The organism is Nocardia sp. NPDC050408 (assembly GCF_044458905.1).
Classification (GTDB): domain Bacteria; phylum Actinomycetota; class Actinomycetes; order Mycobacteriales; family Mycobacteriaceae; genus Nocardia.
On record NZ_JBITIL010000006.1, the window covers coordinates 327,558 to 351,748 of the forward strand.

21 protein-coding genes and 1 pseudogene are annotated in these 24,191 nt (G+C 64.1%); 16 read left to right on the top strand and 6 right to left on the bottom strand.

The genetic code is table 11. The annotated features are described in order from the left end of the window. Positions 1 to 176 precede the first annotated feature (176 nt). Genes ACIBJI_RS20835 through ACIBJI_RS20855 form a run of 5 tightly spaced genes read left to right on the top strand, consistent with a single transcriptional unit; the run spans position 177 to position 5,135 of the window. The gene (locus tag ACIBJI_RS20835) at positions 177 to 1,619 is read left to right on the top strand and encodes a form I ribulose bisphosphate carboxylase large subunit (RefSeq protein WP_364356506.1); all 1,443 of its coding nucleotides are present in this window, start codon (positions 177 to 179) and stop codon (positions 1,617 to 1,619) included. A gap of 17 nt (positions 1,620 to 1,636) precedes the next feature. Then, entirely contained in the window at positions 1,637 to 2,059 is a 423-nt protein-coding gene (locus tag ACIBJI_RS20840) for a ribulose bisphosphate carboxylase small subunit (RefSeq protein WP_364356509.1), read from the top strand. Then, entirely contained in the window at positions 2,049 to 3,146 is a 1,098-nt protein-coding gene (locus tag ACIBJI_RS20845) for an AAA family ATPase (protein ID WP_364356512.1), read from the top strand. Before ACIBJI_RS20840 ends, ACIBJI_RS20845 begins: the two co-directional genes overlap by 11 nt. A gap of 15 nt (positions 3,147 to 3,161) precedes the next feature. After that, the gene (locus tag ACIBJI_RS20850) at positions 3,162 to 4,226 is read left to right on the top strand and encodes a class 1 fructose-bisphosphatase (protein WP_364356515.1); all 1,065 of its coding nucleotides are present in this window, start codon (positions 3,162 to 3,164) and stop codon (positions 4,224 to 4,226) included. 30 nt (positions 4,227 to 4,256) lie between these two features. Further along, the gene (locus tag ACIBJI_RS20855) at positions 4,257 to 5,135 is read left to right on the top strand and encodes a phosphoribulokinase (protein ID WP_364356518.1); all 879 of its coding nucleotides are present in this window, start codon (positions 4,257 to 4,259) and stop codon (positions 5,133 to 5,135) included. Between the two features lie 649 nt (positions 5,136 to 5,784). On the opposite strand, the gene ACIBJI_RS20860 is transcribed toward ACIBJI_RS20855, so the two are convergent. Beyond that, the gene (locus ACIBJI_RS20860) at positions 5,785 to 6,162 is read right to left on the bottom strand and encodes a PLD nuclease N-terminal domain-containing protein (protein ID WP_364356521.1); all 378 of its coding nucleotides are present in this window, start codon (positions 6,160 to 6,162) and stop codon (positions 5,785 to 5,787) included. 119 nt (positions 6,163 to 6,281) lie between these two features. Beyond that, on the bottom strand, positions 6,282 to 7,532 hold the full coding sequence (dinB, locus tag ACIBJI_RS20865) for a DNA polymerase IV (protein ID WP_396956720.1): 1,251 nt from the start codon (positions 7,530 to 7,532) through the stop codon (positions 6,282 to 6,284). Positions 7,533 to 7,626: 94 nt separating this feature from the next. On the opposite strand from dinB, the gene ACIBJI_RS20870 reads away from it, so the two are divergent. Then, positions 7,627 to 7,962 carry a helix-turn-helix domain-containing protein gene (locus ACIBJI_RS20870; protein ID WP_364356527.1) on the top strand — a complete coding sequence of 112 codons (336 nt, stop codon included), beginning with the start codon at positions 7,627 to 7,629 and terminating at the stop codon, positions 7,960 to 7,962. A gap of 272 nt (positions 7,963 to 8,234) precedes the next feature. On the opposite strand, the gene ACIBJI_RS20875 is transcribed toward ACIBJI_RS20870, so the two are convergent. Continuing rightward, complete coding sequence (locus tag ACIBJI_RS20875; RefSeq protein ID WP_364356530.1) at positions 8,235 to 9,143, bottom strand: zinc-binding dehydrogenase; 909 nt, start codon at positions 9,141 to 9,143, stop codon at positions 8,235 to 8,237. A 312-nt stretch (positions 9,144 to 9,455) separates the two neighbouring features. Here ACIBJI_RS20875 and ACIBJI_RS20880 point away from each other — a divergent pair, with 312 nt between their 5' ends. From ACIBJI_RS20880 to ACIBJI_RS20900, 5 genes and pseudogenes are all read left to right on the top strand, one after another. Next, entirely contained in the window at positions 9,456 to 10,697 is a 1,242-nt protein-coding gene (locus tag ACIBJI_RS20880; protein WP_364356533.1) for a cytochrome P450, read from the top strand. 2 nt (positions 10,698 to 10,699) lie between these two features. After that, positions 10,700 to 10,891 (top strand): ferredoxin, encoded by a 192-nt coding sequence (locus tag ACIBJI_RS20885; protein WP_397085328.1) that lies wholly within the window; start codon positions 10,700 to 10,702, stop codon positions 10,889 to 10,891. A gap of 49 nt (positions 10,892 to 10,940) precedes the next feature. Beyond that, the gene (locus ACIBJI_RS20890; protein ID WP_364356539.1) at positions 10,941 to 12,470 is read left to right on the top strand and encodes a GMC family oxidoreductase N-terminal domain-containing protein; all 1,530 of its coding nucleotides are present in this window, start codon (positions 10,941 to 10,943) and stop codon (positions 12,468 to 12,470) included. Between the two features lie 43 nt (positions 12,471 to 12,513). Next, positions 12,514 to 13,725 carry an acyl-CoA dehydrogenase family protein gene (locus ACIBJI_RS20895; RefSeq protein WP_397085332.1) on the top strand — a complete coding sequence of 404 codons (1,212 nt, stop codon included), beginning with the start codon at positions 12,514 to 12,516 and terminating at the stop codon, positions 13,723 to 13,725. After that, positions 13,722 to 14,755 (top strand): annotated as a pseudogene (locus ACIBJI_RS20900) (phosphotransferase family protein). The gene ACIBJI_RS20895 and the pseudogene ACIBJI_RS20900 overlap by 4 nt, the downstream one beginning before the upstream one ends. 10 nt (positions 14,756 to 14,765) lie before the next feature. On the opposite strand, the gene ACIBJI_RS20905 reads toward ACIBJI_RS20900, so the two are convergent. Then, complete coding sequence (locus ACIBJI_RS20905) at positions 14,766 to 16,100, bottom strand: FAD-binding protein (RefSeq protein ID WP_397085334.1); 1,335 nt, start codon at positions 16,098 to 16,100, stop codon at positions 14,766 to 14,768. A 196-nt stretch (positions 16,101 to 16,296) separates the two neighbouring features. Here ACIBJI_RS20905 and ACIBJI_RS20910 point away from each other — a divergent pair, with 196 nt between their 5' ends. Both ACIBJI_RS20910 and ACIBJI_RS20915 read left to right on the top strand, forming a co-directional pair. Further along, entirely contained in the window at positions 16,297 to 17,856 is a 1,560-nt protein-coding gene (locus tag ACIBJI_RS20910) for an aldehyde dehydrogenase family protein (RefSeq protein ID WP_397085337.1), read from the top strand. Positions 17,857 to 17,919: 63 nt separating this feature from the next. Continuing rightward, positions 17,920 to 18,621, top strand: a complete 702-nt coding sequence (locus ACIBJI_RS20915; protein WP_364356554.1) for a hypothetical protein — start codon at positions 17,920 to 17,922, stop codon at positions 18,619 to 18,621. A 257-nt stretch (positions 18,622 to 18,878) separates the two neighbouring features. Here ACIBJI_RS20915 and ACIBJI_RS20920 read toward each other — a convergent pair whose 3' ends face one another. After that, positions 18,879 to 19,298 (bottom strand): hypothetical protein, encoded by a 420-nt coding sequence (locus ACIBJI_RS20920; RefSeq protein WP_364356557.1) that lies wholly within the window; start codon positions 19,296 to 19,298, stop codon positions 18,879 to 18,881. A 332-nt stretch (positions 19,299 to 19,630) separates the two neighbouring features. Continuing rightward, entirely contained in the window at positions 19,631 to 21,589 is a 1,959-nt protein-coding gene (locus ACIBJI_RS20925) for an FAD-dependent oxidoreductase (RefSeq protein WP_397085339.1), read from the bottom strand. Positions 21,590 to 21,675: 86 nt separating this feature from the next. On the opposite strand from ACIBJI_RS20925, the gene ACIBJI_RS20930 reads away from it, so the two are divergent. Genes ACIBJI_RS20930 through ACIBJI_RS20940 form a run of 3 tightly spaced genes read left to right on the top strand, consistent with a single transcriptional unit; the run spans position 21,676 to position 24,187 of the window. Continuing rightward, entirely contained in the window at positions 21,676 to 22,365 is a 690-nt protein-coding gene (locus ACIBJI_RS20930) for an alpha/beta fold hydrolase (protein WP_397085341.1), read from the top strand. Between the two features lie 8 nt (positions 22,366 to 22,373). After that, the gene (locus ACIBJI_RS20935; protein ID WP_396956733.1) at positions 22,374 to 23,411 is read left to right on the top strand and encodes a substrate-binding domain-containing protein; all 1,038 of its coding nucleotides are present in this window, start codon (positions 22,374 to 22,376) and stop codon (positions 23,409 to 23,411) included. Between the two features lie 23 nt (positions 23,412 to 23,434). Continuing rightward, the gene (locus ACIBJI_RS20940; RefSeq protein ID WP_364356569.1) at positions 23,435 to 24,187 is read left to right on the top strand and encodes an SDR family NAD(P)-dependent oxidoreductase; all 753 of its coding nucleotides are present in this window, start codon (positions 23,435 to 23,437) and stop codon (positions 24,185 to 24,187) included. Positions 24,188 to 24,191: the final 4 nt, after the last annotated feature.

The window sequence follows — 24,191 nt, forward strand, 5'->3', positions numbered from 1 at the left end:
AAATTGTTTGTCGTCGACAACGCCGTCATCCTTGAACTCAGTAGGCGTTCACCCCACGTCTCAGGCGCAGCATCCCGCACAACACCCGAACCGAGGTGTCCTGCTCGATATCCGGGCGCGGGTGCCTCGCGCAACACGTCCCGAGCGCGGATGACCGCAAAACGAGCGGAGCAATGATGACCGACGAAACCGAACCCAATCGCTGGGATCCGGGTGTCCACTCCTACGCTTCGATGGGCTACTACGCCCCGGACTATGTCCCCAAAGATACCGATGTACTCGCCGTCTTCCGTGTAACCCCGCAGAAGGGCGTGGATCCGATCGAGGCCGCGGCCGCCGTCGCGGGGGAATCATCCACCGCCACATGGACTGTCGTATGGACCGACCGTCTCACCGCACACGACCGCTACCAGGCCAAGTGCTACCACATCGATGAGGTTCCCGGCCGCCCCGGCGAGTACTTCGCCTATATCTCCTACGATCTCGATCTCTTCGAAGAGGGTTCGATCACCAACCTCACCTCCTCGATCATCGGCAATGTCTTCGGCTTCAAACCGCTACTGGCACTGCGCCTGGAGGATATGCGGATTCCGGTGGCCTACGTCAAAACCTTCCAGGGCCCGCCGCACGGCACCGTCATGGAGCGCGAGTACCTGAACAAATACGGTCGGCCGCTGCTCGGTGCGACGGTGAAGCCGAAACTCGGTCTGTCCGCGCGGAATTACGGTCGGGTGATCTACGAGGCATGCAAGGGTGGCCTGGATTTCACCAAAGACGACGAGAACATCAACTCCCAGCCGTTCATGCGTTGGCGCGACCGGTATCTGTTCGCCATGGAAGGTGTCAACCGCGCTGTGGCCGAAACCGGTGAGATCAAGGGGCATTACCTCAATGTCACAGCGGCGACCATGGAGGAGATGTACGAGCGCGCCGAGTTCGCCAAGCAGTTGGGCAGCGTCGTGATCATGATGGATCTGACGGTGGGATTCACTGCCATGCAGTCGATGTCGCATTGGGCGCGGCGCAATGGCGTTCTGCTGCACCTGCATCGGGCCGGGCACTCCACCTACACGCGGCAGAAGACCCACGGCGTGAGCTTCCGGGTACTGGCCAAGTGGTGTCGGCTGATCGGCGTCGATCATCTGCACGCGGGCACCGTCGTCGGCAAACTCGAGGGCGATCCGGCGACCACCAGGGGCTTCTACGACACGTTGCGGGAGAACCATATTCCCACCAATCCGGGCAACGGCATCTTCTTCGACCAGCATTGGGCCAGCCTCGGCGGTGTCATGCCGGTGGCCTCCGGCGGCATTCATGCGGGCCAGATGCACCAGTTGCTCGATCTTTTCGGCGATGACGTGGTCTTGCAGTTCGGCGGCGGCACCATTGGCCATCCGCTCGGCATCGCCGCGGGGGCGGAGGCGAATCGGGTGGCTCTGGAGGTGGTCGTCAAGGCCCGCAACGAGGGTCGCGATCTGCTCAAAGAAGGTCCGGATGTACTGCGCAAGGCCGCCGAGATGTGCCGCCCGCTCGATGTCGCGCTCTCGACCTGGGGCGATGTCACCTTCGACTACACCTCCACCGACGCGCCGGATGCCGTGCCGACGGCCAGCCGCTGAACGACAGGACCCCGCACATGTATCTGCGCCACGGAACCTTCTCGTATCTGCCCGAACTCACCGACGTCGAAATCGCGGCCCAAGTGCGTTACGCCTTGCTCAACAACTGGCCGGTGTCCATCGAATACACCGATGATCCGCACCCTCGCAACGCCTACTGGGAGATGTGGGGGCTGCCGCTGTTCGATCTCGACGAGCCCGACGGCGTGCTCGCCGAGATCGACGCATGCCGCAATACCTTTCCGCGACACTACATTCGGGTCCTCGCCTACGATGCCCGCTACGGCAGGCAGACCACCGCACTGAGCTTCCTGGTGCAGCGTCCCGTCGGCGAGCCCGGATTCGTGCTGACCCGCACGGAGGGACCGGACCGGCGCCAGACCTACGGTCTGCACTCGTATGCCACCGACGAACGGCCCGGTAGCCGATATGGCGGCTGAAAGATCGAGCGCGGCAAGTGGTTTCCGATTGCACCGGCCCGGTGCGGACGACGGCAGGCCGGTGCGGGCGGTGCCCGCGGACGCACCGCCGGAAGAATTGCTGGCCGAGGACGCGGTGCTGGATCTGTCCGCCGATATCGCCGGCAATGACGTCGCGGACGTATTGACCAGGCTCGACGCCGAACTCGTCGGTCTGGCGAATGTGAAGCGGCGGGTGCGCGAGATCGCGGCGCTGCTCCTGATCGATCGGGCCAGGCAGCGCTTCGGCCTGCAGGCATCCCGGCCGACCATGCATATGAGCTTCACCGGCGGCCCCGGCACCGGCAAGACGACCGTCGCCTTGCGGATGGCCGAGATGTTGCACGCGCTCGGCTATGTCCGTAAACCGAAGGTGCACACGGTAACTCGTGACGATCTGGTCGGCCAGTTCATCGGTCACACCGCACCCAAAACCAAGGAGGCGCTGGCCAAGGCAGCCGGGGGAGTGCTGTTCATCGATGAGGCCTACTACTTGTTCCGGCCGGAGAACGAACGCGATTACGGACAGGAAGTCATCGAAATCCTGCTGCAGGAGATGGAGAGCGAGCGCACCAGCCTGGTGGTGATCTTCGCGGGCTATCCGGACCGGATGGAGAAATTCTTCTCCGCCAATCCGGGATTGTCCTCGCGGGTAGCTCATCATCTGGAATTCAGCGACTACACCCACGACGAGTTGGTGCGCATCGCCGAACTCATGGTGGCACGGGACAATTTCCGCTTCGACGATCCCGGATACGCCGCCTTCGGTGAGTATCTCACACTGCGGATGTCCCGACCCCGATTCTCCAATGCGCGCAGCGTCCGCAATGCCCTGGACCGCTGCCGGTTACGGCAGGCCAAACGGCTGGTCGAGCTGCGGCGACCGCTCACCAAGACCGACCTGATCACACTGCTCGACCGAGATGTGTACGGCAGCAGTGTATTCCGCGGCATGAGCGACGGGCCCGGAGGCGGCGGCTTGCGTGACCACGCAGGGCCCCGGGAGCACCGCCAATCGGACACAGCAGGACAGCAGCCGGATGGGCCGACCGCAAGGGCCCCCGCGTGACGAGATCGAGAACTCATGCCAGAAGGATTGAAGACCCTCACCCGATACACGATCGAGGAGGAGCACCGGCATCCCGGATCGTCCGGCGAATTCTCCGCTCTGGTGAATGTCGTCGCGACCGCGACGAAAATCATCGCCAACCAGGTGACCAGAGGCGCCATTGTCGGCTCACTGGGCGCCTCCGAACCCGATAACCTGCCGCCGACTGTGCACCGCAAACTCGACGCCATCGCCAATGACATCATGGTGGCCGAGACCCAATGGACGGGGCATCTGTCGGCGCTGTTATCGGAACAGATGACCGATATCCATCCGGTGCCCGATGTACACCGGCGCGGCAAATATCTGCTGGCCTTCGATCCATTGGACGGATCCTCGAATATCGATGTAAACCTGCCGGTCGGAACGATTTTCAGTGTGCTGCGGGCAGCGGATGACACTGCGCCGCGTACCGCTGACTTCCTGCAGCCGGGCGTGCGGCAGGTCTGCGCTGGATTCACGCTGTACGGACCGGCGACGATGCTGGTGCTCACCACCGGTAGTGGCGTCGACGGATTCACCCTGGACCGGGAGATCGGGGCATTCGTGTTGACCCATCCGCGGATGCGAATCCCAGAAGATACTTCCGGATTCGCGATCAATGCCGCCAATGAGCGGTTCTGGGAACGGCCGGTGCGGCGGTATGTCCACGAATGTCTCGACGGTGTGGACGGGCCGCGGGGGCGGGATTTCAATATGCGCTGGGTCGCGTCGTTGGTCGCGGATACCTTCCACATCCTGACCCGCGGCGGGGTCTACCTGTATCCATACGACACTCGGCGGTCGGGGCGAGTGTCGTTGCTGTACGGCGCGAATCCGATCGCCTACATCGTCGAACAGGCTGGCGGCTGGGCGACGACGGGCGGTGATCGGGTGCTGGAGGTAGTGCCGGGACAGGTGCATCAGCAAGTACCGCTGATCTTCGGTTCGCGCAATGAGGTCGCGCGGATCGAGCGCTATCACAGCGAGCCCGAGGAAGGGCCCAGCTTCGACAGTTCACTGTTCGGGTCGCGATCGTTGTTCCGTCCGGCCGGGCGCTGAGTTCTGTTGTGCGGCAATCGAGGAGGTGTCATGTCGGTCAAACATCCCGTCGTCGCCATTACCGGATCCTCCGGTGCGGGCACGACCAGTGTCACGCGGACCTTTCAGGAGATATTCCGCCGCGAAGGCATCAATGCGGTGGTCGTAGAGGGGGATTCCTTCCATCGCTACGACCGTAACGAGATGAAGCTCGCGATGGCCGAGGCGGAGCAGAGCCACAATCGCACCTTCTCGCATTTCGGCGAGGAGGCGAATCTGCTGAAAGAGCTCGAGACGCTGTTCCGGGATTACGGTGAGACCGGCGTCGGTTCGGTGCGCAAATATCTGCACGACGAGTTGGAGGCCAAACCCTATGGTCAACCCGCAGGCACCTTCACACCGTGGGAGGATCTGACACCGGGCAGCGATCTGCTGTTTTACGAGGGATTACACGGCGCCGCCGTCACCGATTCGGTGAATGTCGCGCAATACGCGGATCTGCTGGTCGGCGTGGTGCCGATCGTCAACCTCGAATGGACCCAGAAGGTGATCCGGGATAAGACCGAACGCGGCTATTCCAGTGAGGCCGTGATCGATACGATCCTGCGCCGCATGCCCGATTATGTGAAATACATCTGCCCCCAGTTCTCCCACACCTACGTCAACTTTCAACGCGTCCCCACTGTCGATACCTCGAATCCCTTCATCGCCCGAACCATTCCCACCGCCGACGAAAGTTTCGTCGTCATCCGCTTCGCCGACCCCAAGGTCATCGACTTCCCCTATCTGCTATCCATGCTGCACGACTCGTTCATGTCCCGCCCCAACTGCATCGTGGTACCGGGCGGCAAAATGGAACTGGCCATGCAACTCATCTTCACCCCGCTGATTCTGCGGCTGATGGATAAGCGCCCCAAGCGTTCTCGTTGATCGGCGCTCTGCGGGGGTGGTTCACCGACCGTCGCAGGTCGACAGACACTCGAAGCGACCACCGCGATTGCGGTGGTCGCTTCGGATTCTGGCGAAAATAGGAGCGAACGGGTCGCCAGTAATTCAGAGGCACCAGACCAAGTTCGCTGATCCTGGCATAGGAATGGTGAAGCACAGCCCGATCGAGCCGTCGACCGGCGATGCGGAAGTCTCACTGGCGGATGCGGTGGATGCCCCGATGACGCCGAGGGCCAGTACGATTGCGGTTGCGCCGACGGAACCGGCAATTCTGGTAACCATCTGATCGTCTCTTCTCGTGTGGACTTCTGCGCCAGAAAAGGCGCGGGACAAGTAGCGCGAGAACGAGCGCCTCGGACATTTCGTGCTATGCGACCATCGTCCGCGCATTCGCGTCCATCAACAAGGGGCCTTCGACCCGAACCTCGGCGTCGGAGGATTCTAGCTACCGAAGAGTTTCCCGGTCAGCATACGGTTTACTCGAAAACATGCACTGTCCGATATTCCGTTATGCCTCGTTTTCTCTCGAAGTCGATTCATTAACACAAGTAACCGAAAAGCGGTCGCGGGATCACGGCCGCGAACAGATATACGAGCCACCCTTGACCACATCGCGCGGAAGCGCTGAGACTTACAACTCGCCCTGTTCGCGGCGGCGATCCATGTCGCGTTGACGTTGTTCCTCTTGGCGGCGGGCCTCGCGGCGCTGCGATTCGGCGCGTTCGCGCAGACCGCGCAGGAAGGCTTCGTCATCGTCCGGGTTCTGCGGGACGTAGCGGCCGGGGCGGTCGTATTCGGCGTAGCGGGTGGTGGAACGCGGGGCACCTTCGTGCAGGGGGCGGCCCGCGAACAGCCACAGCAGCGCGCCCACGGTCGGCACCAGGATGACGACGATGAGCCACGCGAGCTTCGGCAGGTTCCGGATGCCCGCGTCGGGGCAGGTGACGATGTCGACCAGGCAGTAGACCCACAGGGCCAACGTGATCAGACCGAATACTGCGTATGGCATCGAAATCTCCTCGGGCGCACGGCAATAGCAATGGCCTGCTCATCCGTGGTTTCCGAAAGCTCGATGGTCACCCCCCGCCGAACCGGCCTGCATGGAGGGTACACGCCGCATTCGAGCGATCAGTCCGGCAGCAGTGGGACCGAGACGCCTTCGCCGCGGCCGATCAGGGCGGCGCGGGTGACGGCCGATGAGCCGAAGCGGCGGCGCAGGTCGTCGAGGGTGGCATCGAGGGTGTTGGTGGCGCGGGGTTCCAACGGCAGCGTGAGCTGGACGGCGTCGGCATTCTCGAGATTGGTCAATGCCAGGCCGATCAGGGTGAGCCCCCGCTCCTGGATCATGGGCATCGCGGTGCTGAGCAAGGTGCGTGCGGCGTAGAGGATGGTTTCGGTGTGATCGGTCGCCTCGTTCAGGGTGTGCGAGCGGGTGGCGCGGGTGAAATCGTCGAAACGCATGCGCAGCACCACGGTTCGGGTCACCCGGCTGGCAGCGCGTAGCCGACGGCCGAGTCGGTCGGTGAGGCCGTGCAGGTAGGCCTCGATCTCGTCGGGCGGTCGGTGCCGACGACCGAGTGCGCGTTGCGCGCCGATGGAGCGGCGGCGGACCTCGGTTTCGACGCGACGCGGATCGCGTGCCCACGACAGTGCGTACAGGTGCCGGGCAGCGGCGGGTCCGAGGATGGCACGCAACGGTGCTTCGCCGAGGTCGGCGAGTTGTCCGATGCGGGTGATGCCGTGTTCGTGCAGGGTGCGGGAGGTGACCTCACCGACGCCCCACAGTCGTTCGACCGGCAGCGGGTGCAGGAAAGCGAGTTCGAGTTCCGGCGGCACCAGGCGCAAGCCGTCAGGTTTGGCGACCGCGCTTGCCACCTTGGCCAGGAATTTCGTGCGCGCGATACCGACCGAAATCGGCAACCCGACCTGCTCGCGCACCGCATCTCGCAACCGTCGTCCGATCTCGACGGGTTCGCCTGCGATCCGCCGCAGCCCACCCACATCGAGAAACGCCTCATCGATCGAAATGCCCTCGACCACCGGGGTCGTGTTGTGGAAGATCTCGAAGACGGCCCTACTCGCCTCGGCATAGGCCGACATGCGCGGCGGCACCACCATCGCATGCGGGCAAAGCCGCAGCGCCGCACCACCATTCATCGGTGTGCGCACCCCGAACGCCTTCGCCTCATAACTGGCTGCCAGCACAACCCCACCACCGACGATCACCGGGCGCCCCCGCAGCCGCGGATTATCGCGCTGTTCCACCGAGGCATAGAACGAGTCGAGATCCGCATGCAAAATCGACGCCTCGGCCCGCGCCTCGATCCGCGGCCTTCGGGGACGCGGCGAATTCAGGCGGGCAGACTCGGACACGAACATATGTTCGCATAGACGACCCTCTCGCGCGTCAAACTTTCTGGCAGGGTTGCTCGGTTCACCCTCCGGGCACATCGAGCCAGGAAGGCGCCGGTCTGTGGCGCGGTCACAGCGGTTGAAGATTCCGGTCGAGGACACGGTGCGGGTGGTGTTGTCGGTGCTGGCCGGTGAGATGAGCGCCGCGGAGGCTGCTCGGCGTGGGGTGAGCACGGCATCGGTGGGCAAGTGGGAGCAGGCGTTCCTGGAGGTCGGCATCAAGGCGCTGGACGAGTTGCCCAGCGGCCCGGCCCGGGCGCAGGGGACGCCGGAGCAGCGGCGATTGCGGATGGAGAACGAGCAACTGAAGCTGGCACTGGCGGAAGCGACGGTGCAATTGCGGGTGTGGCAGCACGGCGCCACCTTGGTGGATCAGGTTCCTTCGCTGACCTCGTAGCCCTGAGAGCGGCAGAGGGACTGCCGGTTTCGAGGTTCGCTCGGCTGGCCGGCATTCCCGAACGCACCTATCGGCGGCGGCTGGCTCGGCTCGGCGACGGGTATCCGCAGCGTGGTCCGTGGCCATCGCCGAAGGTGGAACGGTTCGAGCCGATCTGACCCAGACCGCCCGCGGTGCCGATGCCGTGGCCTGTCCGCGGCTCGCGGTCACCGAAGCCGAACGGGTTCTCGACCTCGACGATTTGCATACAGACCGTGGGCTGGCGGTGTCGTCTATCGCGCCGATGGTATGAGCACGATTCTGCCGAACACCTCGCCAGCTTCCATTTTCTGGTGGGCCACAACAGCCTGATCCAGGGAAAGCGCCTCGTGCACAACTGCTTCCAGCTCGCCACGAGCTGCGGCAGCGAACAGTTCGGTGGTCGCGGCCCATCGCTCGGGTGCGGGCACGGTGTCGGCACTGAAGGTCGCGAATGACATCGACTTCCGGAACGCCGCGACCATCGCAGCGCCGAAGTCCGCCGGTGGCATGCCTGCCATCGCGCCGACGGCCACCATGCGACCGTTCGGCGCGAGCCTGGCGAAGAATGAAGGCAGATCCGCACCGGCGACGATGTCGAGGATGAGGTCGTAGCCCGCGGGAGCGTCCTGTGCACCCCGGCCGGCGCGGTCGAGCACGTGGGTTGCGCCCAGCTTGCGCAGGCGAGCGCCACGCTCGGCCGACGAGGTCGTGACCGCCACCGCGCCGGCGCCGCCACGAGCCGCGAGCTGGACCGCCATGACCCCGATACCACCGGCCGCACCGCGCACCAGCACCGACTCACCGCGAGCGAAGTGGGCATGGCGCAGGCCGAAGTGGGCCACCGTTGCCGAGCCGCCGAGCGTCACTGCGTCGATGGCCGACAGGTCCGCCGGGAGAGGGACGAGCGTCTCGGCCGATGCGACGGCCTGTTCGGCATAGCCGCCGCTCTCACCGGTGAGCGCCCACACGCGTCGGCCGACCCATGCGGTGTCGACGCCCTCGCCGACCTCGGTCACGGTCCCCGCGACCTCGCTGCCGAGGACGCGACCGGGTATGGCGCCGTACGTGGCCAGCGCGCCGCTTCGGATCAGGGCGTCGAGACCACCGACGCCGATCGCGGAGGTGGAGCTGGAGTAGGCGGCGTTGAACGAGTTCGCCAAGGACGTCTATGGATGTCAAGCCGCCGTCGCTCAATAGTCGGATCGCAACGCGCGGAACACTTCTCGTGCGAGCAGGATCGCGCCGTTGGCGGGGTTCATCATGGAACTATCCGTCTGTGTCGCCGTGCTGCCCAATTGGCCACTAGAGAGCCGTCAATTAATAGCCTCTAGGCATTGTCGGCTGATGCTTCGATGAGACTGGGTTGACAACAAGATCGCGTCTACAGGGCTCTATCCAGGCATTTCAGTATGCTAGTCAAATTGAAATCAGTTCAGTATGCTGGCGTCGAAACCGACCGAGGAGACGTCGCCATGACGCAGACCACAAACCATTCCGAGGCGCCCGATCGAGACCTGGGCGGCTGCCCAGTCATGCATCGCGACTTCGCATCCCCGCAGGCGGCCGGCCGACATTGGGAGCTGGCGGACGAACTGCGCGAGACGAGCCCGGTCTTCTTCAATACCTTCGCCCAGGGCTACTGGGTGTTCACCCGGCATGACGCGGTACGCGACATCTACAAATTGCCGGAGGTGTTCTCGAGCGAGTCGATCACACCTTGGGAGCCGGATCCGATCTACCGCTTCGTCCCGACGCAGATCGACGCGCCCGACCACATCAAGTACCGCAAGATCGTCAACGCGTGGTTCTCGCCGCACGCGATCGACGAGGCGGAACAGACGATGCGCGATCGGTGCCGCAAACTCGTCGAGGAGGTGGCCCCCACGGGTAGGTCCAACTTTGTCGGTGAGTTCGCCCTGCGCTTTCCCACCGAGGCGTTCCTGAGCGTGATCGGGATCGATCCTTCCGACGCGGACCTGTTCGTGCCGTGGGTCGAGGACTTCTTCGGCGGGTTCGGCGGCGACCCCGCCGGTTTGGAGCCGATGGGCAAGGCGCTCGAGGGTATCCGCGAGTACTGGGTGGCCGCCCTCGCGCAGCGACGGGCCGATCCGGTGCCTCGTCAAGGCGATCTCGCCACGCACCTGCTGCATTCGACCTTCGACGATCGTCCGCTCACCGACGCCGAGATGCTCGACATGCTCACGGTGCTGGTGCTGGCCGGGCTCGACACGACCCGCGGCACCCTCGGCTACCTGTTCCGCCACCTCGCTACGCACCCCGAGCATCGCAGGCAGCTGATCGAACAGCCGGAGCTGATCCCGTCCGCGGTGGAGGAGGTGCTGCGTTTGTACACGATCGTTTTCGGCGACGGGCGAAAGGTGACTCGCGACATCGAGTTTCACGGTGTTCAGCTGAAGCAGGGCGATATGGTCTATGCGCTCGTCTCCGGCGCGAACCGAGATCCGCGGGCGTACGACCAGGCCGACGAGTTCGTCATCGATCGCCAGCGCAATCAGCACATGGGCTTCGCGAACGGCCCGCACCGGTGCCTCGGCTCCCATCTCGCGCGGCGCGAGCTGCGTATCGCGGTCGAGGAGTGGCTGCGGGTTATCCCGGACTTCCATATCGCGGGCGAGGAACAGCTGACCGAGCGCGGCGGCGGCGCGATGATGACGCTGACCCGACTTCCACTGGCGTGGGCGGTGCAGTCGTGAGAATGACGATCGACGGCGCGAGCTGCACCGGGCACGGCCGCTGCTATTCGATGGCGCCGGACTTGCTCACCTGCGATGACGAAGGTTTTGTCGCAATGCGGGATCAGCCGATCGAGGTGCCCGACGATCAGGCCGAGGCTGCGGCCGACGCGGCCGGGACCTGCCCCGAAGGGGCCATCACCTTGGGCGCGTAGTGACTTGTCGCTACCCGAATGCCCACACGCTCATCGAGGAGACCTAAAAATGGCAAGACGCATAGTGGTGGTCGGCGGAGGCTCCGGCGGTTGTGTCATGGCCGCCCGACTGTCCGAGGACGAAGACAATGACGTTGTGCTCGTCGAGGCTGGGCCGGACTATCCGACGCTCGACGACCTGCATGAGCATGTGAAAGATGCCTTCACCTTCGGGTTCACCTCACACGACTGGGGCTATGTCTCGGAGGACCACATCCCTGGTTCCGTCAATGCGCCGACATTCGCCATTGTCGAGCAGGGCGTACTTCCGGTGCTGCGCGGCAAAGTGATGGGTGGCTCGTCCTCGGTCAACGCCACGAACGCGCTGCGCCCGACCCCGCGCGATTTCGAACAGTGGGTAGGCCTCGGCTTGGACAAATGGTCCTGGGACGAGGTCCTGCCATATCTGAAGCGACTCGAGCGCGATCCGGTCGGCGGTCCACTGCACGGCACCGAAGGACCTGTCCCGATAAGACGATGGAGTGAAGGCGACGGTCTGCGGCCGTTCATGGCGGCCTTCGTCGAATCGGCCGCCAGCCTGGGCTACCAGGTCGTCCACGATCTCAATGGGGAAAGCCAGCTCGGTGTCGGCCCGGTCCCGATGAACCAGCAGGACGGAATCAGACAGAGCACCGCGGTGACCTATCTCGCGGCCGCCCGTGGTCGCAAGAACCTCACGGTGCGTGGCGGCGCCGATGTCGACCGGCTCGAGATCGTGGACGGCCGACCACGTGCGGTCGTGCTCGCCGACGGCGAACGCATCGACGCGGACCTGGTAGTGCTGTGCGCGGGATCGATCGGTACGCCGTCGATCCTGATGCGATCCGGAATCGGACCCGCGGACGTGCTCGAGCAGTTGGACATCCCGGTTGAAGTGCCACTGGAAGGCGTTGGGCGCAATCTCCGCGATCATCCCCTGGTGTACATGACCTATACCGGCGATGCGGAGGCCATCGGCGAACTCCTGCCACCGCTGCAGGTCGTGCTGACGACCAGCGCGGCCGGGCCGGACGGTTCTGCGGAGATCGACCTGCACATGATCCCGTTCACCCTCGAGCCCGGTTCGGTTCTGGTCGCGGTCGGTCTTGTTCGGCCGTACTCGATCGGTTCGACCGAGATCAGATCCGCTGATCCCGGCACCGACCCGCGCATCCTGCTGAATCTCCTGCATCACCCCGACGATCTGCGCCGCCTGGTGCGCGGCATCGAACTCACGCGGCAGGTGATGAAGTCCGGACCGCTCGCGAAATACGTCGGCGAAGAGTTGTGGCCCGGCCCGTCGGCGGTGACGACCGGTCAACTCACCCAAGCGGTCCTGGAAGCCAAGAACACGTATGCGCATGCGGTGGGCACCGCGGCTATGGGCGAAGCGGGCAGTCCGTGGGCGGTGGTCGGACAGGACTGCAAGGTGCACGGTCTCGATGCGCTGTACATCGCCGACGCGTCGGTGATGCCGACCATCGTCGGTGTGCCGACCAACACCACCACGATGATGATCGCCGAAAGGTGCGCGGACTTCATCAAAGAAATATCCAGGTAGACAAGGCAATTCGTGTCGTACTGATCAGGCGATAGGTAGGTATATGGCGATCGACTTGGCGTACTCGGCTGAGATCGCGGCATTGGTCGAACGGACCCGAGCGTTCACCCGCGAGGTCGTCGTTCCGATCGAGGACCGGCATGGTGGCGATATCACCGCCGCCGGTGGCGATATCGTGCGCAAGGATCTACAGGCGGCCGCCAAGCTCGCAGGCTTGTTCGCCCCGCATGCGCCGGTCGAGTACGGCGGGCTGGGATTGTCGATGTCGGATCGGGCGCCGGTCTTCGAGGAGGCCGGGTATTCACTCTTCGGTCCCATGGCATTGAACGTCGCGGCGCCCGACGAAGGAAATGTCCACCTGCTCGCGCATGTCGCGAGCCCAGAGCAGAAGTCGCAATACCTTGCGCCCTTGGCGAGTGGGGAGATCAGGTCGGCGTTCGCGATGACCGAGCCCGCTCCGGGCGCGGGCTCGGATCCATCGGCGCTGACGACCCGGGCCGAGCGGACAGCGGCCGGGTGGCGCATCAACGGACGCAAATGGTTCATCACCGGGGCCGACGGCGCCGGGTTCTTCATCATCATGGCGCGTACGTCGGGTCAGTCGGGGGAGCGTGGCGGCGCAACGATGTTCCTGGCGGCGGCCGATACACCAGGGCTGCACGTCGGGCGGCACATCCCGACAGCGGACCGCTCGATGCTCGGTGGTCACTGTGAGGTCACCTTCGAGGATCTGGTGGTGCCCGATTCCGCGGTGCTCGGTGCAGTTGATAGAGGCTTCGAGTATGCGCAAGTTCGGCTCGGACCGGCCCGGATGACGCACGTCATGCGATGGCTCGGAGCCGCGCGCCGCGGCCACGATATCGCCGTACACCATGTGGCGCGGCGCGAGGCATTCGGTGCGAAACTCGGTGATCTCGGCATGATTCAGAAAATGGTTGCCGACAACGAGATAGATATCGCGGCAACCCGGTCGCTGCTCGTCCGGGCGTGCTGGGAACTCGACCGCGGCGGTGCCGCGTCCAATGCAACATCGATCGCGAAAACCTTTGCCGCAGAGGCGATATTCCGAATCGTCGACCGCTCGGCGCAGATGTGCGGTGGCCTCGGCGTGGCCGAGGATCTGCCGCTGGCGCGGCTGGCACGTGAGGTGCGACCGTTTCGGGTGTACGACGGTCCCTCCGAGGTCCATCGCTGGGCTATCGCCAAACGGAGCGTCGGTGCGGCCAAACGCGCGATCCGTGTGGATTCCGCATGACGCTGCCGGGTATGGATGCCGAAGCGCTGCACCGGTTCTTGCTGGACAGCGGGGTCGAGGTACGTGGCGAGCTGGTGATCGAACCGATCAGCGGCGGCCGCTCGAACCTGACTTACAAGGTTTGCGACGACGAGTCGACGTGGGTGGTCCGTCGCCCGCCGGTCAGCGGGCTGACACCATCCGCACACGATATGGCCCGCGAGTACACCGTCGCGCACGCCTTGCAAGGCACCCGGGTGCCGATCGCCGCAACCGTGGCGTTCGATGCGGCGGGCACCGCGCTCGGCGTACCCATGACCGTCGTGGAATTCGTTGCGGGCCAAGTGGTGCGGGATCGGTACGATCTCGCAGGCCTGACCGACGCACAGGTGGAGATGAGCACCTCGGCGCTGGTGGCGGCGCTGGTCGAACTCCACGCTGTCGACTATCGCGCCGTCGGACTCGAATCGTTCGGTCGACCCGACGGATTCCTCACCCGTCAAGTGACGTTGTGGGCAAGTCAATGGGGTGGGCAAGTCAATGGGAACGGGTGAAGACGCGCGAACTCGGTGACGCGATGACTCTGTTTCAGGCCCTCGCAGAGCGTGTCCCGAAGGCGTCGAGTGCCGCAATTGTGCACGGCGACTTCAGGATCGACAACACCATTCTCGACCTGGCTGGACCGGATATCGTCCGCGCCGTGGTGGACTGGGAGCTCTCGACGATCGGCGATCCACTCACCGATGTCGCGCTCATGTGTGTTTACCGGTCTCCGGCATTCGATCATGTCCTCGGAGCCGAAGCCGCGTGGACGAGCCCGCGGTTTCCTCCTGCGGATGCACTAGCACAGCGGTACGCCGATGCATCCGGGAGAGACTTGGGCGAGTGGAACTTCTATCTCGCCCTCGCCAACTTCAAGCTCGCGGTCATCGGTGAGGGAATCACCCACCGGGCTCGGCAAGGTGCCGACGCCGGGAACGGCGCGGCCGCTGCGGCCGAGGCGACACCGGAGTTCATGGCCGCGGGCTTACGGGCACTACGTCGGAGGTGAACCACGGCGGTCAGCCGGCCGGGACGGCACGGTCGGCTGCCGCCCGGTCGGCCGCGGCAAGTCCGAATACAAGAGCGGCGGCGATTCCGCCGGTATACGCGCGGTCGTAGAGACCGCCGATATCGGCGCCCGCCGCGAAGAGTCCATCGATGGTTCCCCCGCTGGTGGCAAGGACCCGGCCGTACCGGTCGATGCGAATGCCGTGAAATGGAAATGTCAGGGCCGGACACACCTCGATGACGTAATACGGGCCGTGGTCGAGCGCTCGCGCGTCGTAGGTGCGCGGGGGCTGCGCGGATGCGCCCGCCGCGTTGACAGCCCGGATCTGCGCGGCGATGTCGACGCCGTCGTAGCCCCATTCGGCGGGCAGATATACGAAGTCGTCGAGGCTTTCGGCGATGCCACAACGGCCGCCGCGGCGTTGCGCCAGATCGAACTTGTCGAGCGCCTGCGCGCCCTTGACGTAACTTCCGGTGATCCAGTCTCGGTAGACCCGCTCGTCGGCGACGAGCAATCCTCGGGACTCGGGTTGGTCCAGCAGTTCCATGGTGGTCAGGTGATCGCCGACGGTTTCATCGGTAAACCGGCGGTTGTCGAGGTTGAACAGCAGGGCATGCTCGCTGTAGTACAACGACAGCGCGACGAAGTCGGACGGATCGCGGAACTCTACCCCGGCGGGAATGAGGTGACCGTAGAAACCGGAGCGTTCCGTGCCCGTCGCGGCCCCGACGCACTCGGCAAGCCGAAGTCCGTCGCCGACGCTGGTCGGGTTGGACCGCAACTGCATCGCGCTCGCAACGGGCTGGATGTACTTGTCGACCAGCTCCGGATTCGCCTGGAACCCTCCGGTCGCGAGTATCGTTGCGCCAGAGCGAATCTCGCGTTCCATGCCATTCGGAAGTCGCACATGAGCGCCGACGACGCAACCGTCCTCGGTGAGCAGGGCTCGAGTGTCGGTCTCGGTGAGCAACTCACCCTCGGCGCGGATCCGGCGGCGGCATTCGTCGATGTACCGGTTGGTGTCGAATTGATGGCCGGAACCGTAGCGCAGGACGGTCACCGCATCCGCGCATTCGACGCCGAGCGACCGGATCCAAGCGATACCAGGGCCGAACCCGTCGACAAGTGCGCGGCGCAGCTCGATATCGCCGCGAGGATTGACCTCGTCCATGATCGCGTGGGAAGGAGCGGTCCAGGCATATCCCGCGAATTGCGCGGATCCGCCTACTGCGGTCGCCTTTTCGACGACGATCACCGAATTGCCAAGATGCAGTGCTCGGGCTGCCGCGGTGAGTCCGGCCATCCCGCCGCCGATGACAAGTACGTCGGTGTGGACCTCTGACATTCGATGCTCCTCACGCGTCGCGGTGCTGCCCAGCGTGCTGGTCACCCTAACTCTAAAACTGAAGTCAGTTCAAGTGCCGATTCGCTTGTGAAGTGAATCACGGTGCATGTACGGTGAAACCCGAACCGAGTTCAACTCAGTTCTGTCGGCGACAGCGCGCCGACGATAGCAACCTTGTCTTCGAGAGGAGCTTCGCGTGATCGATCGCGAATTCACTGGATTCTTTATTGGGGGATCTTGGCGAAAGACGTCCTCCGATGACCGATTCGAGGTGATTTCGCCGGCCAGCGGCAAGCCGATCGGTTCGGTGCCCGCGGCCACCGAAGCAGATATCGACGCGGCCGTTGCCGCCGCCCGGGAGGCTTTCGACGGGTCCGACTGGCCGAAACTCACTCCCGCGCAGCGCGGTGAGTACCTCGTCCGCCTTGCCGCGGCGATCGCCGCACACGGGGAGGAACTCGCCGAGCTCATCACCGACGAATTGGGCTGTGCCCATCTGCTCTCCCAGGTGTATCAAGCCGTAGCGCCGGTGATGAGCCTGAATTACGTTGCCGAAGTCGCGAAGTCACTGCAGACCAGCGAGCTGCGCGTCAGCGATCTGACCCCGTTCGCGGGATCAGGGGATGCGGTCGGCGTCATCCCGATGGCGGGCAAGAGCCTGGTCGTCAAGGAGCCGGTGGGCGTTGTCGCGGTATTCCCCGCTTATAACTTCGCTCTTCCCGCCGTGGCGCAAAAGATCGGTCCCGCGCTGATCGCCGGGTGCACCGTCGTTGTGAAGGCGACGGAGCCGAACCCGCTGGCGATCTTCACGCTCGGGAATCTGTTGCAGGAGATCGGTTTCCCTGCCGGAGTAATCAACATCGTGGCGGCGCGAGCAGGTGAGTCCGAGTATCTCGTCGGACATCCCGGTGTCGATATGGTGAGCTTCACCGGATCCACCGAGGTCGGCAAGAAGATCGGTGCGGCGTGCGGCGAACTGATTCGACCGGTGGTCCTGGAACTCGGCGGAAAATCGGCGGCGATCGTCCTGTCGGATGCCGATCCCGAGATCGTCGTCCCTACTCTCGTCGGCGCGAGTGTCGCCACCAATTCCGGCCAGAGCTGCGTCGCGCAGACCCGATTCCTGGTACCTACGCAACAGTACGAGTTCTACGCCGATGCGTTCACGCGCGCGTTCGAGACGCTGAAGGTGGGCGATCCGCGCGACGCCGACACGGTGGTGGGACCGGTGATCACCAAGTCGCATCTCGAGCGCATCGAAGCGCACCTGGCCAGGGCCGTCGAGCAAGGAGCGACGATACGCACCGGTGGGCGACGACCGGCGCATCTGTCGGAAGGCTGGTACATCGAACCGACGTTGGTCACCGGCGTCACGAACGATATGGATATCGCGCAGAACGAGATATTCGGTCCGGTAGCAGTTTTGATCGCGCACAACGGTGAAGAAGATGCCGTCCGGATCGCCAATCAGAGTCGCTACGGTCTTGCCGGATCGGTCTTCACGGCCGACTCCGCACACGGTTTCGAGGTCGCACGGAGAATTCGAACGGGAACCTTCTCGGTGAACACATTCGCCGCGGATCTCGGCTCTCCTTTCGGTGGCTACAAAGAGTCCGGACTCGGGCGCGAGCACGGCGTCGGTGCGGTGCAGGAATACCTGCTGCAGAAGACGATCTCCATCGATCCCAGCCTCGACCTCCCCCAAGAAGTCGTGTCCGGCGTACCAGTCGGACGCGGTCCGGGCATTACCGCCTGATTCCAGAATCAGGAGTAGTGCCAACTTGTTTCGACACATGAAGAACCGATGAGGATTCAAGCAATGGAATTCAAGAAGTTCGCGGTAACGGCTGCGCTGGTGACCACCGGACTCGGCATCAGCGCTGGGACCGTCCATGCCGCGCCCACCTCCGGGCATGGTGACGTCGATTTCACCGCTTCGGCGACCGACCGGTCCACGATCATCACGACCAGCGCGGGAGCGATGGTTGTCGAGGATGGTGTATTCAAGATCAAGGCGGCCGATGGGGCCACCCTGGCCGGCACCGAATTGCGGTTCCGTGTCGATGACTTCGAATTCCCGATCGCCGCGGAGATCAACGACCGCACCGCGACCCTGGTCCCGCAGCTCGATATGGCACACGCGACCTACAAGCCGGTCGCGTTGCCGTATGAGGATCAGGCGCCGTGGAAGACTCCGTATGACCGTGAGCAGGCCGCCTGGAACCGCCTGACCAGTACCATCAGCGCGGGTGCCACGATCGGCACGCTGGTCGGTGGCCTGGCCGGCGGTGCGGCAGGCTGCGTACTCGGTGGCATCGCCGGTGCGACGGTCGCCGCGGCTACCATCGTCGGCTTGTTCGGTCCCTTCATTCCGGCGGCCGCCATCGGCTGCCTGGGCGGTATCGTCGCTGTCGGTGCGCTGGGCACCCTGGCCGGTCAGATCTTTGTGACCGCGCCGGTCGCGATCGGTGCGGCGATCCAGTACTTCACCACGATCAATTCACCATTCCAGGGTCATTGATCTGACCTGTGGGAACTGGCGAATCAGGCGGTCTGATCGGCGGTTTCGGTAGTCATGTGGCGTATGCCGAATCCGTCGAACAGCGGTTCTGGCAACGCCGGGCACTGTTCGGATGGGTCGAATAGTTGCCGCAGCGGTCTCGCAGACTTGCGGCGACGGCCCAATCCTAGCCGGTGATCGCACCAAACGGCTCGCATGCTCGATTGGGCGGATTCCCGGCCGACCCGCCGGGGGCATAGATCGATCCGCGGTAGTCCTCACGTGAGGAGATAGAGCACGAACGCAATGACGATGCTACCGAGCACCCCGGCGAAAATCTCTACAATAAGGTAGCTGTTGGAGTAGGTACCCTCCATCCATTGCGCCCAGACCGGAGCGCAGACCCGCAAGGCCGCAAAGAGCACGGCCAGCAACATCGCCCCGACCATTCCGTTCAATGGCAGTAGAGGATGTAGCCAGACATATCCGATTGTCATGACATACGCCTCGATTTGAGTACCCAAAAAATTGAGCGTGAAATAGTGCGGCCTCCGTCGTCGAGTCCCATCGCCAACGCTCGATACGGCTTGAGCAGCATGTATCCGTGCCACCCGCGGATTTCCGTACACAACCATCATCACCAGCGTGTGGATAACTCCCGCAACCAAGCCCCACGCAAGTATTTTTACCGCAATCATTTCCCTCGCTTCAACGGCAATGTGACCAAAGTTGTATTGTTGCTGCGCTACGGTCGTCGGCTGCTACCGATTGCGCAGAGGTGAACGACACGCGACTGATTCCGCCGCACAGCAAGGGCATCCGACATGGCGACGAAGACGGTACATCGCGACGCTCGACCGCCCACGAGATACATTCCCAGGACTGGCAGCTGTCTACCCCATCGATGGGAGCGACCAGTTCCGGCGGTCGGGTCAGCGCCAACGTCGTCCAGGAAGGACCCGGTACTGGGGGATAAGGTACGAGGGTCTATGACCTGCACTGCGTGCGCTTCGCGGAACTAGGTATACGGCTAACCCGATCGGACAGCCGTGTCCGTGATCGCCTGCGCCGCAGCGTATCCCTCCGCAACCGCGTGCGAGACGCGCCGTGGCACTACTGCGTCCCCGATTACCTGCACTCGTGCCAGCGGAAGGGCCTGCTTTATGTCCTGCCAGTCTGAGGCGATTCTTTCTCCGACGGCAACAGCGTGTTCGCACCCAAGTTCGAATGTCCTGCCCGACAGGAGATGTCGGCAGTACGCTACGGTGCCTGCGCTGTTCGTTCGTATGTCTGTCACGGTCGCGCCGACGGTGAACTCCACCGGGCTCCCGGCAAGGCGTTTCATCAGTTGGACCCGGCTTTCCGGTGGGATGGTGGCCGCGAATGCGGGTCCCGGGACCACTACCGTCACCTGTGCGGCTCCTGCTGCCAGCGCGGCTTCCAGCGCGCCGACGGTAAGCCATGAGCCGAAGCCGTCATCGGCGATGATCACCCGATCTCCCGGTGTTATCGCGTGCCGATCGGCGATGAGACCTGTCGAGGACAGCGCACCGGGCGTTGGTAGCTCGGTGGCGCCGGTCGCGATGATGATCTCATCGAAATCGCCCAGTTCATGGGGTGTTACGCGGCGTCCGAGTCGCACATCGGCATTGCCGAGATTGTCTGTGTAGAACCGCAGTAGCTTCGACCAGCCCGCCCGGTTCGGCGCCTGCGCCGCCACGGCCAGCTGCCCACCGATCCACTCGCGCGCTTCGAACAGCGTCACGTCGTGCGTCGCGGTGAGTTGAAGCGTGGCCTCCAGGCCTGCCGGTCCGGCGCCCACCACCGCGACTCGCCCCGACGCTGCCGGTGGCGGTCCGAACCGGAGCGGCGATGCCGGCCGGGCATCGTGGCCAGGCGGGGCCAGGGTCGGATTCACCGAGCACAGCAGTACCGGAGTGAATGAGCGGCAGTCCTCATTACAGGATACGCACGGCCGGATCTGAGAGTCATTGCCCCGCAATAACTTCAGCGGCAGTTGCGGGTCGGCGATGAGCGGCCGGGCCAGCCCGATCATATCGGCTCCGGCCGCCAACGCGGATTCGATGTCCGCCCTGGAGCGAAACGCCTGCGACACCAGCAACGGCCGCGCCGATGCCGCGCGCAGCCTCCGCACGTGCGTGAGCAGCGGCGGCTCGGAGGTCGCCATATCGCGCACATATGTCGTCCGCACCCCTGCGGTCACATTCACATAGTCGAACCTGTCGAGCAACGGCATCAGCTCGCACAGTCCGTCCAGGTCCAGACCAGCCTCCTGCGCGCCATCGATCGAAACGCGAACCCCGAGCACCACTTCCGGACAAGACGCCTTGATCTCGGCGTACAGCCGGTACAGAACCTGCACCCGCCCCGCAACCGTGCCGGACTCAGCCCGGACGTTGGAAGAGGGCGAAAGGAACTGGGCCAGCAAATAGCCATGGGCCGCATGCAGTTCGATCGCGGGGAACCCCGCTTCGACAGCATGGCGGGAACTGGCGACAAAACTCGCGATCATTCGATCGACGTCGGCATCGGTCATTGTCCTGGCGCGCACCGGCTCTCGCGGCGATCTGATGCCCGACGGCGCGATCGGGTGCTCCCAGATCTCGGTGCCGAGTGTTTCGCGTCCGAGGTGCACGAGCTGGCATACCGGAACGGCACCTTCGCTACTGATCGCGGTCGCGCGCGCCCGCAGCCCGCTGATCGCTTCGGGCCGCCATGCCTCGGTGATATTGCCGATTCGATTCGCCGATTCCGGACTCACCACTGTGCCGCCCGCGATCACCATCGCCGCACCCCCGGCGGCGCAGCGCTGCCAGTACTCCGCGTCGCCGGGCTGTGCCAGGCCGCCACCGACCACCCCGGATCCGTGCGCGGTGGCGACCAGACGATTCCGCAGCTGTACTGCGCCGATCCGCAGCGGCCGGGATGCCTGGCCAGCGGATACAAGATCTACTTGAACTGGATTCACTTCATAAGTTTGTCTCCATGTGATTGACACCACAAGTGGCTGCGGATAGATTCTCAAACTGAGATCAGTTCAGTTTCGGAGGTTCGATGTCGTTTCTACTCGTGCACGGAGCGGGTATGGCCGCCTCGTGCTGGGATCGCTTGCTGCCGTTGCTCACCGGGCCGACGGTCGCCGTGGACCTGCCCGGCCGCGGAAAGCGGTCCGACCGTGACATCCGCGGAGTAACCCTGGACGACTGTGCTGCGGCGATCGTCGAGGACGCGGCCGATCTCACCGACATCGTGATGGTCGCGCATTCGTTCGCCGGAGTATCGGTTCCGCGGGTGCTACCGGAGTTGGCCGATCGCATCCAGCACGTCGTGTTCCTGTCCGCCGTCGTGCCGCCGCACAGGACACGCGTGCTCGACCAGATCGATCCGGCTGTCCAGGCCGCCGTGCGGCAGTCGATCGTCGGCGGGGTTTATCACCAGGACCGCGCTGCCGCGATTGCCATGTTGTGCAATGACATGTCACCCGAGCAGACGGAATGGACTGCCGATCAGATCATCGATGATTCGGCGGCATTGCTCGAGGAAACGGTAGATCTCTCGGGCCTGTCGGCCGACCTTCCGCGAACCTACATTCGCCTCACCAAAGATGCGTGCTACTCGCCGGATCTGCAATCGCGATCCGCCGACCTCGTCGGTGGAAGCACCCGATTTCTCGAATCGGGCCATATGCCGATGGTCTCGATCCCGAACGATCTGGCCGCTCTTCTCGATCAGGTAAGGAAATAGATTCCCTCATGAAATCTCTGACCAAGGCGGTCGCAGCTCTCGCGATTGTCGCCTCGACATTCGGCCTGACCGCCTGCGGCGGGAATTCGTCCGCCTCGAAGCCCGTCGCAGGGAGCTGGGAGGACGTGGTCGCCGCGGCCAACGGGGAGGGCGCCGTGATGCTCTACTCGAGCCAGAAGCCGGCCAACCTCGAAGCCCTCAAGACCGCGTTCCAGGCCAAGTATCCGCGGATCAAGCTGGACTTCGTGCGCGGGACCGACGCCGACATCAACCCGCGGGTGGAGACCGAGAAGAAGACCGGGAAGGGCACCGCCGATGTGCACATGCTGACCGATGCGGCGTGGATTACCAATGCCGCGAAATCGGGCTCGTACTCCACCGAGTTGGTCGGGCCGGATCTGAAGGCTCCTGAGTATCAGCCGGACAAGAGTGTGCTCAGCAACCGGTTCTTCCTGACGAGCGCGGCGGTTTTCGCGCTGGGCTGGAACACCGGTGCGGTCCCGAACGGCCTGAAATCTCCCCAGGACATAGTGAATCCCGCCTATCGGGGCAAGATCGGAATCGTCAATCCGTCCGGCATCGCCTCCTACGTCGATCTGTACCGGTACTACGCGCGCACCTATGGCGAGGACTACTGGAAGCAACTCGCCGCCCTGAAGCCACGGATCTACCCGAGCGCTCTGGGGGTCGCCCAGGCACTGACCTCCGGTGAAATTGTCGTGACGCCTTCGGTTCAGCCCTTGGTGACCGAAGTGGCCGCAGGGGCCCCGGTCAATTGGGCTCTGCCATCGTCGCCGTGGGGCACCCCCTGGTACAGCCAGGTGACGAGTGTGGCGCCGCATCCCAATGCCGCTCAGGTACTGGCGGATTTCATGGTCACCCGCGAAGGGCAGACAGCGCTCAACGGGGGATACGCGGCGGCGTTGGCCGATACCCCCGGCGCGGTAGCCCGAGCGCAGGACATCGCTGCACCGGACACCAGTGATCTGACCCCCGAGAAGATCGAGAAGTACTCCCAAGAGTGGTCACAACTTTTCCAGAGCTGACAGTGGACGGGAGTACTGCATTGATGCGCGGAGTCAACGTATTGGTCACCGGAGCGTCCGGCGGAATCGGCGGAGCGACCGCCGAACTGTTCGCGAGCAAGGGCGCGACGGTGTACCTCACCGACCTCGACGACACGGCGGGAGAGCGCCGTGCACACGAACTGGGTCCGACTGCGCACTACCGTCGACTCGATGTGACTGCCGAATCCGATTGGCGGGCAGTCACTTCCGATATGGATCGCGCGGGACACCCGCTCCAGGTGCTGGTGAACAGCGCCGGAGCGGCGATGAAAGCGCCACTGACGCAAACCACGCTGCAGCAGTTCCGCAGGATGATCGACCTCAATCTGGTCGGCACATTCCTCGGACTGCGGGCGGCCGCCGCGGCGATGGTCGCAGGTGGCTCGATCATCAACATCTCGTCGCTGCGGGGTGTGCTCGCGACCGCCGAACTCGGGGCCTACGGCGCGTCGAAATTCGGTGTTCGCGCCCTGAGCAAGGTCGCGGCACTCGAACTGGCCGATCGTGGTATCCGTGTCAACACGGTGTGCCCGGGCAGCATCGACACCGAGATCACCGCGGTTCCCGACTTCGCCGCAGACGATGTCGAAGCCTATGTGCAGAGCATCCCCATGAAGCGACGTGGCAGCCCGATGGAGGTCGCGAAGGCGATCTTGTTCCTTGCCGGTGACGACAGCAGCTATGTCACCGGGATCGACTTGCTGGTCGATGGCGGCACCGCCGCCGGCGTCCGCACACCCAAGAAGCAGACCTAGAAGG